Annotated in this window: 13 protein-coding genes; 6 read left to right on the top strand and 7 right to left on the bottom strand. The window is 72.3% G+C overall.

All coding sequences use genetic code 11. The features are described from left to right. Positions 1-6: 6 nt before the first annotated feature. Genes AC07DA_RS02500 through AC07DA_RS02490 form a run of 3 tightly spaced genes read right to left on the bottom strand, consistent with a single transcriptional unit; the run spans position 7 to position 3337 of the window. Positions 7-1284, bottom strand: coding sequence for an ABC transporter permease (locus AC07DA_RS02500; RefSeq protein ID WP_479123801.1), 1278 nt, complete (start codon positions 1282-1284; stop codon positions 7-9). Then, the gene (locus tag AC07DA_RS02495) at positions 1284-1979 is read right to left on the bottom strand and encodes an ABC transporter ATP-binding protein (RefSeq protein WP_479123799.1); all 696 of its coding nucleotides are present in this window, start codon (positions 1977-1979) and stop codon (positions 1284-1286) included. Before AC07DA_RS02495 ends, AC07DA_RS02500 begins: the two co-directional genes overlap by 1 nt. Then, positions 1976-3337 carry a peptidoglycan-binding protein gene (locus AC07DA_RS02490; RefSeq protein WP_479123797.1) on the bottom strand — a complete coding sequence of 454 codons (1362 nt, stop codon included), beginning with the start codon at positions 3335-3337 and terminating at the stop codon, positions 1976-1978. The genes AC07DA_RS02495 and AC07DA_RS02490 overlap by 4 nt, the downstream gene beginning before the upstream one ends. Before the next feature lie 203 nt (positions 3338-3540). On the opposite strand from AC07DA_RS02490, the gene AC07DA_RS02485 reads away from it, so the two are divergent. After that, a complete protein-coding gene (locus tag AC07DA_RS02485; RefSeq protein ID WP_479123795.1) occupies positions 3541-3942 on the top strand; it encodes a hypothetical protein in 402 nt (133 codons plus the stop codon). Positions 3943-3958: 16 nt separating this feature from the next. Further along, a complete protein-coding gene (locus AC07DA_RS02480; protein WP_479123793.1) occupies positions 3959-4909 on the top strand; it encodes a hypothetical protein in 951 nt (316 codons plus the stop codon). A gap of 76 nt (positions 4910-4985) precedes the next feature. Here AC07DA_RS02480 and AC07DA_RS02475 read toward each other — a convergent pair whose 3' ends face one another. Continuing rightward, positions 4986-6023, bottom strand: coding sequence for a glycosyltransferase family 2 protein (locus tag AC07DA_RS02475; RefSeq protein ID WP_479123791.1), 1038 nt, complete (start codon positions 6021-6023; stop codon positions 4986-4988). A gap of 127 nt (positions 6024-6150) precedes the next feature. On the opposite strand from AC07DA_RS02475, the gene AC07DA_RS02470 reads away from it, so the two are divergent. Further along, positions 6151-7635: an LCP family protein gene (locus tag AC07DA_RS02470; protein ID WP_479123789.1), complete on the top strand. Its 1485-nt coding sequence runs from the start codon at positions 6151-6153 to the stop codon at positions 7633-7635. 13 nt (positions 7636-7648) lie between these two features. Here the strand turns inward: AC07DA_RS02470 and AC07DA_RS02465 are convergent, their stop codons facing one another. After that, complete coding sequence (locus AC07DA_RS02465; RefSeq protein ID WP_351359116.1) at positions 7649-8206, bottom strand: acyl-CoA thioesterase; 558 nt, start codon at positions 8204-8206, stop codon at positions 7649-7651. Between the two features lie 118 nt (positions 8207-8324). Between AC07DA_RS02465 and AC07DA_RS02460 the strand changes: the two genes are divergently transcribed. Next, positions 8325-9608, top strand: a complete 1284-nt coding sequence (locus AC07DA_RS02460; protein ID WP_479123786.1) for an LCP family protein — start codon at positions 8325-8327, stop codon at positions 9606-9608. A 60-nt stretch (positions 9609-9668) separates the two neighbouring features. Here AC07DA_RS02460 and AC07DA_RS02455 read toward each other — a convergent pair whose 3' ends face one another. Beyond that, on the bottom strand, positions 9669-10034 hold the full coding sequence (locus AC07DA_RS02455) for a four-helix bundle copper-binding protein (RefSeq protein ID WP_479123784.1): 366 nt from the start codon (positions 10032-10034) through the stop codon (positions 9669-9671). 236 nt (positions 10035-10270) lie between these two features. Between AC07DA_RS02455 and AC07DA_RS02450 the strand changes: the two genes are divergently transcribed. Then, positions 10271-11464, top strand: coding sequence for a phospholipase D-like domain-containing protein (locus tag AC07DA_RS02450; RefSeq protein ID WP_479123883.1), 1194 nt, complete (start codon positions 10271-10273; stop codon positions 11462-11464). A 57-nt stretch (positions 11465-11521) separates the two neighbouring features. On the opposite strand, the gene AC07DA_RS02445 is transcribed toward AC07DA_RS02450, so the two are convergent. Then, on the bottom strand, positions 11522-12679 hold the full coding sequence (locus AC07DA_RS02445; protein ID WP_479123782.1) for an acyl-CoA dehydrogenase: 1158 nt from the start codon (positions 12677-12679) through the stop codon (positions 11522-11524). 188 nt (positions 12680-12867) lie between these two features. Here AC07DA_RS02445 and AC07DA_RS02440 point away from each other — a divergent pair, with 188 nt between their 5' ends. Then, on the top strand, positions 12868-14211 hold the full coding sequence (locus tag AC07DA_RS02440) for a UDP-glucose dehydrogenase family protein (RefSeq protein WP_479123780.1): 1344 nt from the start codon (positions 12868-12870) through the stop codon (positions 14209-14211). Positions 14212-14245 lie beyond the last annotated feature (34 nt).

Raw genomic sequence — 14245 nt, 5'->3', positions numbered from 1 at the left:
GGTGGCTCAGCGGCGGAGGGCCTCCGCCGGCTGGATGCGGCTGGCGCGCCAGGCCGGGTAGAGGCCGGCGAGCACGCCGGTGGCGAGGCCGGCCAGGGGTGCCGTCACCACGGTCGCGGGATGGATGACGGGCGTCCACTCGCGGTGGACCGCCATGACGACGACGGTGACCGTGCCGAGGCTGGTGCCGACCAGACCGCCCAGCGCCCCCAGCGCCCCCGACTCGGCGAGGAACTGGAGGGTGATGTGCCGCCCGCGGGCCCCGAGCGCGCGGCGCAGGCCGATCTCGCCGGTGCGCTCCAGGACGGCGACGAGGGTGGTGTTGGCGATGCCCACGGCCCCGATGACCAGGCAGATCCCGGCCAGCAGCATGAACAGCTGGTTCAGGTCGGAGGTGACACCGCCGCGCAGGGTCTTCGGGTCGGGCGGCGGTACGACCTTGAAGTGCTCGGGGTGCGCCGGGTCCAGGGCGAGGGCCGCCTCGGAGGCGATCTGCCGGGCGGCTCCGAGGTCGGTGGAGATCAGCATCCTGGCCCGTTCGCCGCCCTGGGGCCCGCCCCAGATCTCCTCGGCGGTGGTCCTCGGCACCACGACGGACAGCAGCAGGTCGGCCTTGCGCCGCACGTCGTCGACGATGCCGATGACGGTGAAGGCCTGGTCCCCGACGAAGACGGCCGGGGCGGTCTCCAGGGTGCTGATGCCCAGGCGGGAGGCGAGGCCGGCGCCGATGACGGCGACGTTCTCGCCGCGCCGGTCGTGGTAGGCGTCGAAGGTCCGGCCCTGGGCCAGGCGCGGCTCGGCCGCCGCGAGGACTCCGGGCGAGGCGGCGACGACCTGGGCCTGCTCCCCCGCCCCGCCCGCGGCCGCCGGGGCCGCGCCGACGGTGGTGCCCGGGTCCAGCCGGACGGGCCAGTACACCCCGGCCCCGCGGACGCCGGCCAGCGCCCCGATGCGGCGGTCGGCGTCCGCGGGGAAGGCGTTGGCGAGGAACTCGGGCTGCTCGCCCCCGGTGTCCTCGACGGTCACCTCGGTCGCGGTGAGCCGGTTGAAGCGGGAGTCGATCTGCGAGGACGTGGTGGCGGTCAGCCCGAGGACCGCGACGAACGTGCCGACGCCGAGGACGGTGCCGAGCGCGGTCAGCGCGGAGCGGGCCGGGCGCTGCAGGATGCCCGCGACGGACTCGGCGACCAGGTCGCGCGGGCTGAACCGGGAGCGCTCGTTCCGCGGCGCGCGCCGTGCGGCCCTGTCACGGCCCCGCGGCCACGCGGTCTTGAGGTTCGGCATCAGACTCCCACCTGCTCGGTCAGCACCCCGTCCCGGATGGCGACGGTCCGCCGGCCGCGGGCGGCGACGTCCGGGGCGTGGGTGATCACGACGAGGGTGATGCCGTCGGCGTGCAGTTCGTCGAGGAGCGCGAGGACCGACTCGGCGGTGCGGGTGTCGAGGTTGCCGGTCGGCTCGTCGCACAGCAGCAGCGACGGCCGGGCCACCAGGGCCCGGGCGATGGCGACGCGCTGGCGTTCCCCGCCGGACAGCCGGGTGGGCAGCGCGTCGGTGCGGTGGCCGAGGCCGACCCGGTCCAGGGCCTCCCGGGCGCGTTCCCCGCGGCCGCGGCGGGCACCGCCGTTGTAGACCATGGCCAGTTCGACGTTCTCCAGGGCGGAGCGGTGCGGCAGCAGGTGGAAGCTCTGGAACACGAACCCGATGCGGCGCCCGCGCAGTGCGGTGCGCGCGGAGTCGGACAGCGGCCCGGTGTCGATGCCGTCGAGCAGGTACCGGCCCTCGGTGGGCGCGTCGAGCAGTCCGGCGATGTTGAGGAACGTCGACTTGCCGGAGCCGGACGGGCCCACCACCGTGACGTAGTCGCCCTGGCGCACCGTCAGGTCGCAGGGCCGCAGCGCCGGTACGGGCGGCGGCCCGGGGTACGTCAGCCCCACCCCGCGGAACTCGATGACCGGCGGCGTGCCGACCGCGCTCACCCGGCGGCCCCGTCGCCCGCCGCCGGCCCGACCCCCACGACGACCTTGTCGCCGGCCGCGAGCCGGGCGCCGCCCACCGGCGTCACCGCGGTGTGGCCGTCGCCGGAGGTGCCGGGCCGCACCTCCACCCGCCGCCGCTTGCCGTCGGGCTCCAGCACGGTGACGGTGGTGCGCGCGTCGGCGCCCGCGGAGAGCGCGGAGACCGGGACGACGAGCACCTTGCCGTCCGAGGAGCCGGCCTCGACGGTGAGCCGTACGTCCTGGCCCGCGAGACGGGCCGGCAGGGCGGAGTCGGGTCTGACGGTGACGGCGTATCCCTGGCCGGCGGGGGCGGCGGCCGTCGCGTCGCCGTCGGTCTCGGGGACGGTGGGGGTGCCGGCGACCGAGCCGACCGTGCCGGTCAGTTCCTGGCCGTAGACCTCGGAGAGCACGGTGACCTTCTGCCCCGGGCGGACGAGGTCCTTCTCGCGGGCGCCGAGGAAGCCGGTGACGACGAGCCGGCCGGCGGAGACGGTGGCGAGCTTCTCGCCCGCCGCGGTGCCGACCTTGGCGGTCATGCTGTCGACGCGGGCCGGGAAGCCGGAGAGGAAGACGACCTCGGAGGCGGGCACCATCGGACCCGACACGGCCTCGGCCGCGGCCAGTTCACTCCTCGCCTCGGCCAGGTCCTCGCGGGCGTAGCGGATCTCGGCGGCGCCGGCCTTGTCGCGGACCAGCCCGTCGAGGGCGCGCTGGGCGCTCTTGACCTGGTCGCGGGCGCCCTTGAGCGGGTCGGCGCCGTCCTCGCCGCCCGCGGTGACGGGCTCGTAGCCGAGGGCGGCGTACAGCGCGGCGACGGCCCGCTTGGTGCCGGGGCCGTAGCTGCCGGGGGTGTCGGTGCCGGTGCCGTGGCCGAGGTCGCGCAACGCCCTCTGCAGTTGCCGGACGTCGTCGCCGCGGGAGCCGGGCTTGAGGTCGCGGTAGACGGGGAGCGCGCCGCGCAGCGCGAACACCGGGCGGCCGGAGACCTCCAGGAGGACGCGGCCGCCGCGGAAGGTCTGGCCGGAGCGCACCATGACCTTGGTGACGACGGGCCGGGCGACGTCCTGGGCGGCCGTTCCGGCCGGGGCGATGTCGACCGTCTGGGAGGCGGAGACCGTGCCCCGGGTGACGACCGTGTCGGTGAGGACGCGGTGCTCGACGGGGGCGGTGAGCACGTCGGGAGCGGGCGGCCGGGCCTCGGCCGCGGCCTGGGCCGGCGACTTGACGTACGCCGACGTCCACAGCGCGGCGCCCACGAGCACGACGGACCCGACGGCCAGCGCGGTCAGCGACCGCCTGCGCCGGGTCAGGCCGGAGCTCTCCCCCTGCTTCGACAACGGACACTCCCCCGGTGACGACGTTGCTCTGTCGAACCAAGCCAACTTACTTACGGGCAGAGGGACTTGGCGACGGATTATTTACCGCCAGGTGATCATTTTTAGGCCACAAAAGGCACATCCCTTGCGCTTCCCCGCACATGCCATGCCAGGATCCTGCGCCGTTGGTCACGCAACTCTCACAGGAAACGGGGATCCATCAGATGAGAGGCCGTTCCTTCCTCGCCGCCGCGGCGATCGCGCTGGGCACGCTCGCGCTCAACACGGCACCGGCCCAGGCCGCGTACGACGACGGCCGCTGCGACAGCGGCGAGCTGTGCATGTACTACCACTCGACCCAGTACGGCGCGTCGTCCTTCCGTGACTACTACGACGAGGACCCGAGCCACCACAACGACGTGTTCCTGTCCAGCGGCGCGGGCAAGGGCCAGGTCGTCGGCAACAACGCGTCGTCCGCCAAATGCGCCGGCACCCGCTACGACTACGCGATCTTCTTCAACTCCAACTTCATGGGCCAGCGGCACAACCACACCTGCGACGGTGTGCGCCGCAACACCCCGGGCTGGCTGCAGAACAACAACGCCTCCAGCTACGAGCCCTTCTGAGGACGCGGACGATCCCATGCCGCGCAGTACCACCGCACGACGGCTCGGGGCGGCGCTGGTGTGCGCCGCCCTCGGGCTGACCGCCTGTTCCTCCGGCTCCGGCGACGCGGCGCCGCGCTCCCGCTCCAGCGCCGCCCCGCCGGTCGACTTCAAGGACCCTCCCGAGGTCCGCGCCACGCCGCGCATGACCTCCTCGGCCAACCTGGAACTGCCGCTGGAGGCCTACGCCTGGACGGACGCCGAGCTGCGCACCAAGCGGCAGGGCGAGGACCTGCTCGCCGCCGCCTGCATGCGCGACTTCGGCTTCGACCTCGAACCGAGGCCGCCGTACCGGGGCGACAAGGCCCTGCGGGACGCCGGGCGGTACGGCGTGTCCGACCCGGACACCGCCTCCCGCTACGGCTACCACCCGGACCCCGCCGCGCGCGGGCCCAGGCCGCCGAAGGAGAACTACTCCGCCGCCGAGTCGCTCGTGCTGTTCGGCCCGCGGGAGGGGCAGCCCGCCCGGGCCGGGCGGAACGGCAAGGCCGTCCCCAAGGGAGGTTGCTGGGGCAAATCCCTGCGCGATCTCGCGTCCCAGGGGCCCAAGGTCCATCCGGACCAGGAGGAGTTCGCCGACCAGCTCGCCGGCTTCACCTACCAGGAGTCCCAGAAGGACGCCCGGGTGAAGAAGGCGTTCGCCGCCTGGTCCGCCTGTATGAAGGAGCGGGGCTACTCCTACTCCTCCCCCATGGCCGCCGTCGAGGACAAGCGGTTCACCTCCTCGGCCACCGCCTCGGCCGAGGAGATCCGCGTCGCCCAGGCCGATGTCGCCTGCAAACGCGAGAACAACGTCATCGGCGTCTGGTACGCCGTCGAGGTCGCCTACCAGGAACGCGCCATCGACAGGAACGAGCAGATGCTGAACACGCTCAGGGAACGCAAGGACGCCATCCTGAAGGCCGCCGCGGCCGCCGGGGCCCGCTGACCCCGCCGGACGGTCCGCCGTCCGCACCCGCCACGGGCCCCCTCCCGTCCCGGAAGGGGGCCCGTGAGCGTGTCCGTCAGCGGGCCGACGCGTCCGCGGTGACGGCCGGGCGCCGGGACGCGATGACCTTCTTCGCCAGCGACCGCGGGCTGGTCAGGAAGCCCCAGCCCCACGACATGTGCATCGTGGCCAGCGCCACCGGGATCTGCAGCCGTGCCTTCAGCGGCAGCCCCTTGCCCGCCGGGACCGAACCCAGCAGGATCGCCGCGAGGTAGCCGCCGGGCACCACGAAGCCCCAGGGCGTCAGCACCGCGCCCACCAGGATCCCGGCCGCGATCGCGCACACGGCGGTCGGCGGAGCCAGGTAGCGCAGGTTGATCGAGCCCTCGTGGTAGCGGGCGACGACGTGCCGCCAGCGGCCGTAGTCCTTGTACTGCTTGGCGAGCGCCTTGACGCTGGGCCGCGGCCGGTAGGACACCTTCAGCTCGGGCGAGAACCAGATCAGCCCGCCGGCCTCACGGATGCGGAAGTTCAGCTCCCAGTCCTGGGCGCGGATGAACTCCACGTTGTAGCCGCCCTGCTGCTCCAGCGCCTCGCGCCGGAACACCCCCAGGTACACGGTCTCGGCCGGGCCCGCCTGGCCGCCGGTGTGGAACGCGGCGTTGCCGACCCCGATCTTCGAGGTCATCGCGGCGGCGACCGCGTGCTCCCAGTCGTTCTCGCCCTCGGCGTGCATGATGCCGCCGACGTTCTGCGCGCCGGTCTCCTCCAGGAGCCGTACGGCGGTGGCGATGTAGTTCGGCGAGAGCATGCCGTGGCCGTCGACGCGGACCACGATCGGGTGCCGGGAGGCGTTGATCGCGGCGTTCAGCGCGGCGGGCGTGCGGCCCGTGGGGTTGGGGACGGTGTGCACGCGCGGGTCTTCGGCCACGAGCTCGGCGGCGATCTCGTCCGTGCGGTCCGTGGACGGACCGAGGGCGATCACGACCTCCATCTCGCCGGCGTACTCCTGCGCGAGGATCGCTTGGACTGCTCCCCGCAGATGCCGCTCCTCGTTGAGGACGGGCATGATCACGGAAACGGCGGGGAGCCGCACGTCGGGATTGGCGTTCATAGGGGGCTCACGTTACCGCGAACGGGGGACACCGGTGCGCGCCGCGGGGGCGGCGGCGCGGGCCGCAGATCGTATCGGCCTACGGTTTCACGGATCCCACGTACGGCCGTCGTCCGGAGGTGTCACCATGCCCACGCCGCCGCGGTCCCCTCGGTCCACCGCCGCCCCCAAGCGCCGTCCGCAGCCCGCTCCCCGCCCCGCCCCGCGCCGGCCCGCGCCGCCCGCCCGGCGCCGCAGGCCGCGCTGGGGGATGCGGGCCGTCACCACGCTCTCCGTGGTGGTGCTCGCCTCGGCCGGGATCGGGCACGCGGTGGTGACCAGCCTGGACGCGGACATCACCCGGGTCGACGCCTTCAAGGACATGAAGAACCGGCCGCGGGCGGGCCACGGCATGAACGTGCTGCTGGTCGGCACCGACGGCCGCGAGAAGATCAGCAAGGCGGAGCGGCACAAGTACCGGCTGGGCGGCGCGCCCTGCCACTGCACCGACACGATGATGATCGTGCACATCTCGGAGGACCGGGAGCGCGCGAGCGTGGTGAGCCTGCCGCGCGACTCCTACGCCGTGACGCCCCCGCACGTGGACCGCACCTCCGGCAAGCGGCACGGCGGGCACCCCCTGAAGCTGAACGCGGCGTACGCGGAGGGCGGGCCGCAGCTGACCGTGCGGACGGTCGAGAGCATGACCAAGGTGAAGATCGACCACTACGTCGAGGTCGACTTCACCAGCTTCATGAAGACGGTCGACGTGGTCGGCGGCGTGCAGATCTGCACCGCGGACCCGCTGAAGGACAGCTACACCGGCCTGAACCTCCCGCCCGGCCGGCACACCCTCGCCGGCGGTCAGGCCCTGCAGTACGTGCGCGCCCGCCATGTCGACGGCGCCTCCGACCTGGGCCGGATGAAGCGGCAGCAGCGCTTCATGGCGGCGCTCGTGGAGCGGGTCACCTCCTCCGGGATCCTGCTCAACCCCATGAAGTTCCGCGACGTGACCCGGGCGGTGCTCGGCTCGGTGCGGGCCGACAAGGGCTTCGGCACGGAGGAGATGCTGGACCTGGGCCGGGCCATGCGGAACTTCTCCCCGTCCTCCTCCGAGTTCACCACCGTGCCGATCGGGCACATGGGGTACGCCGTGAAGGGCGTCGGCTCGACGCTGAAGTGGGACCCCGTGAAGTCGGAGCGGCTCTTCCACGCGCTGCGCCAGGACCAGCCGCTGTCCGCGCACCGCTCGCGCGGAGCGGCCCGGATCGTCTCGGTCGCCCCGCAGCAGATCCGGGTCCAGGTGGAGAACGGCACGGACACGGCCGGGCTCGGCCGCCGCGTGGACGCGGCGCTCGCCTCGACCGGCTTCCGCACCACCAAGGCCCCGAGGAACGCCGCGGCCCGTGACGTCAAGCGCACGATCGTCGCCTACGACCCCCGCTGGGACCGCTCGGCCAAGTCCCTCGCGACCGCCCTGCCGGGCAGCGAGCTCAAGCCGGTCAAGGGCCTGGGCGCGACCCTGAAGGTGATCGCGGGCGCGGACTTCGAGCGGGTCCGCAAGGTCCGGGCCGAGGACCCGGGCCAGGGCGAGTTCGGGGTGGTGCGGGGCGACGAGGTGGCGTGCTCGTAGGAGGCCGCTCGCCTCAGTCCTCGAAGCCCTCCGCCGCCCGCTTCTCGCGCAGCTCCATGATCGCGCGGCGGCGGGCCAGGCGGTGGGTGCGGCGGATCTGGGCCTCCTGGTAGCGGCGCTTGTCGCGCTCGGTCTCCGGGAGGACCGGCGGGACGCGGCGGGGCTTGCCGTCGGCGTCGACCGCCGCGAAGACGAGGTAGGCGGAGCCGACCTGGGTGGGCGGCGCGGACTCGTTCCAGCGTTCGGCCAGGACCCTCACACCGACCTCCATGGAGGTGCGGCCGGTCCAGTTGACCTGCGCCTTGACGTGGACGAGGTCGCCGACGCGGACCGGTTCCAGGAACGCCATCTCGTCCATGGACGCGGTGACGGCCGGCCCGCCCGAGTGCCGCCCCGCCACGGCCCCGGCCGCGTCGTCGACCAGCTTCATGATCACCCCGCCGTGCACGGTGCCCAGCAGGTTCGTGTCGTTGTGGGTCATGATGTGGCTCAGGGTGGTGCGGGAGGCCGAGGTCGGCTTGCCCGGGATATCCGTGGTGCCGGAATCCGCAGCTGGGGCCTGGTCTGTCATGGCCCCTACCCTATGCCGAGGCGGCACGAGGGGGTTTTGTGTCAGCTTCGCCACAGCCGTGCTCTGATTTTCCGACGACTCTTGTATGGCGCACCGCGGGGACCTGCACACTGTCGGCATGAATGATTGGCCCGAGGGGTTCTCCGGCGACAACCGCGGCAGCCGGTACGGACGGGGCAGCTCCAGCGCACAGCCGGAGAGCGCCCGTGTCATGCGGCAGGTCCGCCGCGGTCCGGCGGCACCGCCCGGGCAGGGCGCCTACGGCGGCGTGCCGCAGCAGCAGCCGTCGTACGTGGACGGCGGCTACGCCGAGCCGTCCAGCGGGTACGACAGCGGCTACAACACCGGCCAGGTCTACGGCTCGCCCGGCGGCCGCGGCCCCGGCGGCCCGGGCGGCGGCGGATACGACCCGCGCCCCGCGCCGGACTGGCGCCGCCGCATCAAGCTGACGGCCATCACCGTGGTGACGGCGCTGGTCGTGACGAGCGTCGCCACGTACTTCTGGGCCGACTCCAAGCTCAACCGCGACGTCGACCTGTCGAAGGTCATCGACCGTCCGGAGGCGGGCGAGGGCACCAACTACCTGATCGTCGGCTCCGACAGCCGCGCGGGCCTGTCGGCCGAGGACAAGAAGAGGCTGCGCACCGGCTCCGCCGAGGGCAAGCGCACGGACTCGATGATGATCCTGCACACCGGCAGCAACGGCCCCACCCTCATCTCGCTGCCCCGTGACTCCAACGTCACCATCCCGTCCTACAAGGGCTCCGACTCGGGCAAGCTCTATCCGGCCACGGGCCGCCAGACGAAGCTCAACGCGGCGTACTCCGAGGACGGCCCGGAACTGCTCGTCCGCACCGTCGAGGCCAACACGGGCCTGCACATCGACCACTACGTGGAGATCGGCTTCGGCGGCTTCGCGAACATCGTGGACGCGGTCGGCGGGGTCGAGATGGACATCCCGCAGGACATCAAGGACACCAAGTCGGGCGCGGACCTGAAGAAGGGCCGGCAGACGCTGAACGGCGAACAGGCCCTGGCCTTCGTCCGCACCCGCTACGCCCTCAAGGGCTCCGACCTGGACCGTACGAAGAACCAGCAGAAGTTCCTCTCGGCCCTGGCCAACCAGGTCGCCACCCCGAGCACGATCCTGAACCCGTTCAAGCTGTACCCGACCATGGGCGCCGGCCTCGACTCCCTGGTCGTCGACAAGGACATGGGCCTGTTCGACCTGGCCTCCATGTTCTGGGCGATGAAGGGCGTCAGCGGCGGTGAGGGCAAGTCGATGAACATGCCGATCGCGGGCAACGCCCCGAACGGCAACCTCCAGTGGGACACCGCGAAGGTGAAGACCCTGGTGAACCAGTTGAAGAACGACGAAACGGTCACCGTCTCGGGCAACTGAGCCGGCGGCAGCGGCGGAGGGGGCACCCGGGCGGGTGCCCCCTCCGCCGTGCGGTGGTGCTCACATCGTGGTGGCCGACATGGCGCGGCACATCTCGGCGCAGGCTCGACAGGACTCGGCGCAGCGCATCATCTGGGCGTCGTCCGGCATGGACATACACGCCTCGGCGCACATGTCACAGGCCCGGGCGCACATCGCGCACACGTCGGCCGCGAGGGGCGAGCGGCGCATCATCATGTCGGCGCACATGCGCGTCATCTCGGCGCAGTCCATCACGGCGCGCATGATCTGCATCTGGGCCGGGCCGCCCATCTGCAGGCAGGAGCTCATGGTCTCCTCGCACACGCCGTGGCAGGTCATGCAGGCCTGGACGCAGTCCTGCATCTCCTTGCTGAGCGGGGTCGCGGTGGCGGGCTGCTGGGTCATGACTTCCTCCCGTGGGGACGGCGAGGGCCGGGGGCCGGCCCCCGTGCCTTCCGTCCTACGCCTCCGGCCCCATGAGCACCACAGGGCGGACCGGCCCGTGTGCGGCTCGCCACGGCTCTGCGTGAAACCGGCGGCAGCGGCAAGGAGGACCAGCAGGCGCGTCCCGGTCCCCGGCGGCGCGCGGGCAGGGGGCGGCGACGAGCCCGGGGCAGGGGAGACCAGACGTGACACGGCAGATGTACGAGGAACGGCGGATACCGGAGCAGAGAGGGCCGGAGGAACGCAAGCAGCGGCTGCGCAGGCGGCTGGAGCGGCTGATCGGCATCGCCGCGACCGAGGGCAACGACCTCGTGCCGCTGCGCAACGGGGACCAGATCTTCCCCGCGATGCTGGACGCGATCCGGGCCGCCGAGCACACCGTCGACATGATGACGTTCGTGTACTGGCGCGGCGAGATCGCCCACGAGTTCGCCGAGGCCCTGGCCGGCCGGGCCCGGGCGGGCGTGCGGGTGCGGCTGCTGCTGGACGGCTTCGGGGCCAAGGAGATCGAGCCGGACCTGCTGACCGCCATGGACGAGGCCGGGGTCCACGTCGCCTGGTTCCGGCCGCCCACGCGCCTGTCGCCGATGCGGCAGAACCACCGCTGCCACCGCAAGGTCCTGGTCACCGACGAGCACACGGCGTTCACGGGGGGCGTCGGCATAGCGCAGGAGTGGTGCGGCGACGCCCGCAACCCCGGCGAGTGGCGCGACACCCACGTGCGGGTGCGCGGCCCCGCCGTGGACGGCATCGCCGCGGCCTTCGCGCAGAACTGGGCCGAGTGCCACGACGACCTCTACGACGAGCACGACCGCTTCACCGCGCAGGAGCAGCCGGGGCGCTCCACGGTCCAGGTGGTGCGGGGCTCGGCCTCCTTCGGCTGGCAGGACATGCAGACGGTGCTGCGGGTGCTGATCACCTCGGCGCAGGAACGGCTGCGGCTGGCCACGGCCTACTTCGCGCCCGACACGTACTTCATCGGCCTGCTGGCCGCCGCGGCCCGGCGCGGGGTCCGGGTCGAGATCCTGCTGCCCGGACCGCACACCGACCAGCGGGCGTGCCTGCTGGCCGGACGGCAGCACTACCAGACCCTCGTCGACGCCGGGGTCGACGTGCGGGAGTACCAGCCGACCATGCTGCACACGAAGATCGTCACCGTGGACGGGGTCTGCTCGCTCATCGGCTCCACCAACTTCAACCGCCGCTCCATGGAGCACGACGAGGAGGTCGTGCTGGCCGTCCTCGACGAGGACTTCACCGCGGAGCTGGACGCCGACTTCGACGCCGACCGGAAGCTGAGCGAGCCCATCGATCCCGCCCGCTGGCGGCGGCGCCCGCTGCCCGAGCGGCTCACCGAGGCAGTCGTCACGCCGATCCGCCGCTTCCTGTGAGACGCCCCGGCCCCCGGCGCACGCCGGGGGCCGGGACGGGCCGCGTGGCGGAAGGCCCTACGGCAGGTTGCGCGCCATGACGATGCGCTGCACCTGGTTGGTGCCTTCATAAATCTGAGTGATCTTGGCGTCGCGCATCATGCGCTCGACCGGGTAGTCCCGCGTATAGCCGTACCCGCCGAGGAGCTGGACCGCGTCGGTGGTGACCTCCATCGCCACGTCCGAGGCGAAGCACTTGGCGGCGGCGCCCTGGTAGGTGAGGTCGGCGTCGACGCGCTGGGAGGCGGCGGCGGCCTGGTAGGTCAGGGCGCGGGCGGCCGAGATCTTCATGGCCATGTCGGCGAGCATGAACTGAACGCCCTGGAAGTCGGCGATCGGCTTGCCGAACTGCTTGCGCTCCTTGACGTAGCCCTTGGCGTAGTCGAGGGCGCCCTGGGCGATGCCGAGGGCCTGGGCGGCGATGGTGATGCGGGTGTGGTCGAGGGTCTTCATCGCCGTGGCGAAGCCGGTGCCCTCCTCGCCGATCATGCGGTCGGCGGGGATGCGGACGTTGTCGAGGTAGACCTCGCGGGTCGGCGAGCCCTTGATGCCGAGCTTCTTCTCGGGGGCGCCGAAGGAGACGCCCTCGTCGGACTTCTCGACGACGAAGGCGGAGATGCCCTTGGAGCGCTTCTCCGGGTCGGTGACGGCCATCACCGTGTAGTACTCGGACTCGCCGGCGTTGGTGATCCAGCGCTTGACGCCGTTGAGGACCCAGGAGTCGCCGTCGCGGACGGCCCGGGTCTTCATGCCGGCGGCGTCGGAGCCGGCGTCGGGCTCGGACAGGCAGTAGGAGAACATGCCCTCGCCCTTGGCGAGCGGGGTCATGTACTTCTTCTTCAGCTCCTCGGAGCCGGAGAGGATCACGGGCAGCGAGCCGAGCTTGTTCACGGCCGGGATGAGGGAGGACGACGCGCAGACGCGGGCGACCTCCTCGATCACTATGACGGTCGCCAGGGCGTCGGCGCCCGCGCCGCCGTACTCCTCGGGCACGTGCACGGCGTGCAGGTCGTTGGCGACCAGCGCCTGGAGGGCCTCGCGCGGGAAGCGGGCCTCCTCGTCCACCGCGGCGGCGTGCGGCGCGATCTTCGCCTCGGCCAGCGAACGGACGGCGTCACGGAGCATGTCGTGCTCCTCGGACGGGCGGTACAGGTCGAAGTCAGCCGATCCGGCCAAGGTCTCTCACGCTCCAAAACGCTGCGATGGTGGCGCTAACTACCGTTAAGTAATCAAAAGTTTATGGGGTCGCCCACGGGAGGGATACGTGAGCTAGACGACAGCGGAGAAGTTGCCCGGTGAAGCGCGTTCCCATGCCCCGGCTATGCTCGGGCGCGCACCACATGCCGTAGACCCCTGGAGCACCCATGGCCCTGAAGATCACCGTGATCGGCACCGGTTATCTCGGCGCGACGCACGCCGCGGCCATGGCCGAGCTGGGCTTCGAGGTGCTCGCTCTCGACGTCGTCCCCGAGAAGATCGAGAAGCTGGAGCGGGGCGAGGCCCCGATGTACGAGCCGGGTCTGGACGAGCTGCTGCGCCGGCACGTCCCCGGGTTCGAGGGCTCCAGCGGCCGGCTGCGCTTCACGCAGGACTGGGCCGAGATCGGCGCCTTCGGCGATGTGCACTTCGTCTGTGTGAACACCCCGCAGCGGCACGGCGAGTACGCCTGCGACATGTCGTACGTCGACTCCGCGTTCGCCTCGCTCGCGCCCCATCTGCGCGGGTCCGCGCTGGTGGTCGGCAAGTCGACGGTGCCGGTGGGATCGGCGGACCGTCTCGCGGCGTACCTGGCCGCGCACGCCCCGGCCGGGCAGGACGCCGAGCTGGCCTGGAACCCGGAGTTCCTGCGCGAGGGCTTCGCCGTGGACGACACCCTGCACCCCGACCGGATCGTCGTCGGCGTGCGCAGCGAGCGGGCCGAGAAGCTGCTGCGGGAGGTCTACGCGACGCCGATCGCGGAGGGCTCGCCGTTCGTGGTGACGGACTTCCCCACGGCCGAACTGGTGAAGACGTCCGCCAACTCCTTCCTCGCCACGAAGATCTCCTTCATCAACGCCATGGCGGAGGTGTGCGAGGCCGCCGGCGGCGACGTCGCCAAGCTGGCGGAGGCGATCGGCTACGACGACCGGATCGGCAGGAAGTTCCTGCGGGCCGGGATCGGCTTCGGCGGCGGCTGTCTGCCCAAGGACATCCGGGCGTTCATGGCGCGCGCCGGTGAGCTGGGGGCCGACCAGGCGCTGACGTTCCTGCGGGAGATCGACTCGATCAACATGCGCCAGCGCGGGCAGATGGTGGAGCTGGCCCGGCAGGCGCTGGGCGGGGGGCCGTTCCTCGGCAAGCGCGTGGCGGTGCTGGGCGCGACCTTCAAGCCCGACTCGGACGACGTGCGGGACTCGCCCGCGCTGAACGTGGCCGGGCAGATCCACCTCCAGGGCGGCCAGGTCACGGTGTACGACCCCAAGGGCATGGACAACGCCCGCCGGGTCTTCCCCACCCTCGGCTACGCGGACTCGGCGCTGGAGGCCGTGCGGGGCGCCGACATCGTGCTGCACCTGACCGAGTGGCGGGAGTTCCGCGAGCTGGACGAGGAGGCCCTCGGCGAGGTCGCGGCGGCCCGGGTCATCCTGGACGGCCGCAACGCCCTGGACCCGGAGCGCTGGCGCAAGGCCGGCTGGACGTACCGGGCGATGGGACGTCCCAGGGCGTAGGCGCCCGGGGACGCGAGAACAGGCGACGCCGGTT

The organism is Streptomyces sp. NPDC044921 (assembly GCF_056432865.1).
The sequence above is the reverse complement of the archived record's forward strand: the minus strand, read 5'-3'. Positions and strand labels throughout refer to the sequence as shown.

Excerpts from the sequence above, each read along its gene's own strand:
- AC07DA_RS02500 (WP_479123801.1), bottom strand. The coding sequence starts at position 1,284 with ATGCCGAACCTCAAGACCGCGTGGCCGCGGGGCCGTGACAGGGCCGCA.
- AC07DA_RS02485 (WP_479123795.1), top strand. The coding sequence starts at position 3,541 with ATGAGAGGCCGTTCCTTCCTCGCCGCCGCGGCGATCGCGCTGGGCACG.
- AC07DA_RS02480 (WP_479123793.1), top strand. The coding sequence starts at position 3,959 with ATGCCGCGCAGTACCACCGCACGACGGCTCGGGGCGGCGCTGGTGTGC.
- AC07DA_RS02475 (WP_479123791.1), bottom strand. The coding sequence starts at position 6,023 with ATGAACGCCAATCCCGACGTGCGGCTCCCCGCCGTTTCCGTGATCATG.
- AC07DA_RS02470 (WP_479123789.1), top strand. The coding sequence starts at position 6,151 with ATGCCCACGCCGCCGCGGTCCCCTCGGTCCACCGCCGCCCCCAAGCGC.
- AC07DA_RS02465 (WP_351359116.1), bottom strand. The coding sequence starts at position 8,206 with ATGACAGACCAGGCCCCAGCTGCGGATTCCGGCACCACGGATATCCCG.
- AC07DA_RS02460 (WP_479123786.1), top strand. The coding sequence starts at position 8,325 with ATGAATGATTGGCCCGAGGGGTTCTCCGGCGACAACCGCGGCAGCCGG.
- AC07DA_RS02455 (WP_479123784.1), bottom strand. The coding sequence starts at position 10,034 with ATGACCCAGCAGCCCGCCACCGCGACCCCGCTCAGCAAGGAGATGCAG.
- AC07DA_RS02450 (WP_479123883.1), top strand. The coding sequence starts at position 10,271 with ATGTACGAGGAACGGCGGATACCGGAGCAGAGAGGGCCGGAGGAACGC.
- AC07DA_RS02440 (WP_479123780.1), top strand. The coding sequence starts at position 12,868 with ATGGCCCTGAAGATCACCGTGATCGGCACCGGTTATCTCGGCGCGACG.